The sequence below is a fragment of the Hwanghaeella sp. 1Z406 genome, assembly GCF_048892425.1.
Classification (GTDB): Bacteria; Pseudomonadota; Alphaproteobacteria; order UBA8366; family Aestuariispiraceae; genus Pacificispira.
The window spans coordinates 1-255 of sequence record NZ_JBLZHU010000064.1 but is presented as its reverse complement, the minus strand read 5'-3'; the positions used below and the strand labels follow the sequence as shown (position 1 = coordinate 255).

Annotated in this window: 1 protein-coding gene; it reads left to right on the top strand. The window is 61.6% G+C overall.

What is annotated here, in order from left to right:
* A partial coding sequence (locus ACOSDR_RS20355) for a hypothetical protein (RefSeq protein WP_420732367.1) occupies positions 1–255 on the top strand: 255 nt, incomplete at both ends.

The window sequence follows — 255 nt, the reverse complement described above, 5'->3', positions numbered from 1 at the left end:
CGCCGACCCTCTCTGCTGAGGCAGCAAGCGGCAGTGAAGACACAGCCATTGCCCTGGACATCTCCTCTGCGCTGACCGATGACAGCGAGACTTTGTCGGTCGAGATCAGCGGTATCCCAGACGGCGCGGTTCTGACCGCCGATGGTGAAGCCGTCACTGTCACCGATGGTGTTGCGACGCTGACGCCAGCGCAACTGGCGAACCTGACCATCACGCCGCCGGCGAACAGCAGCGATGATTTTGACCTCACGGTTA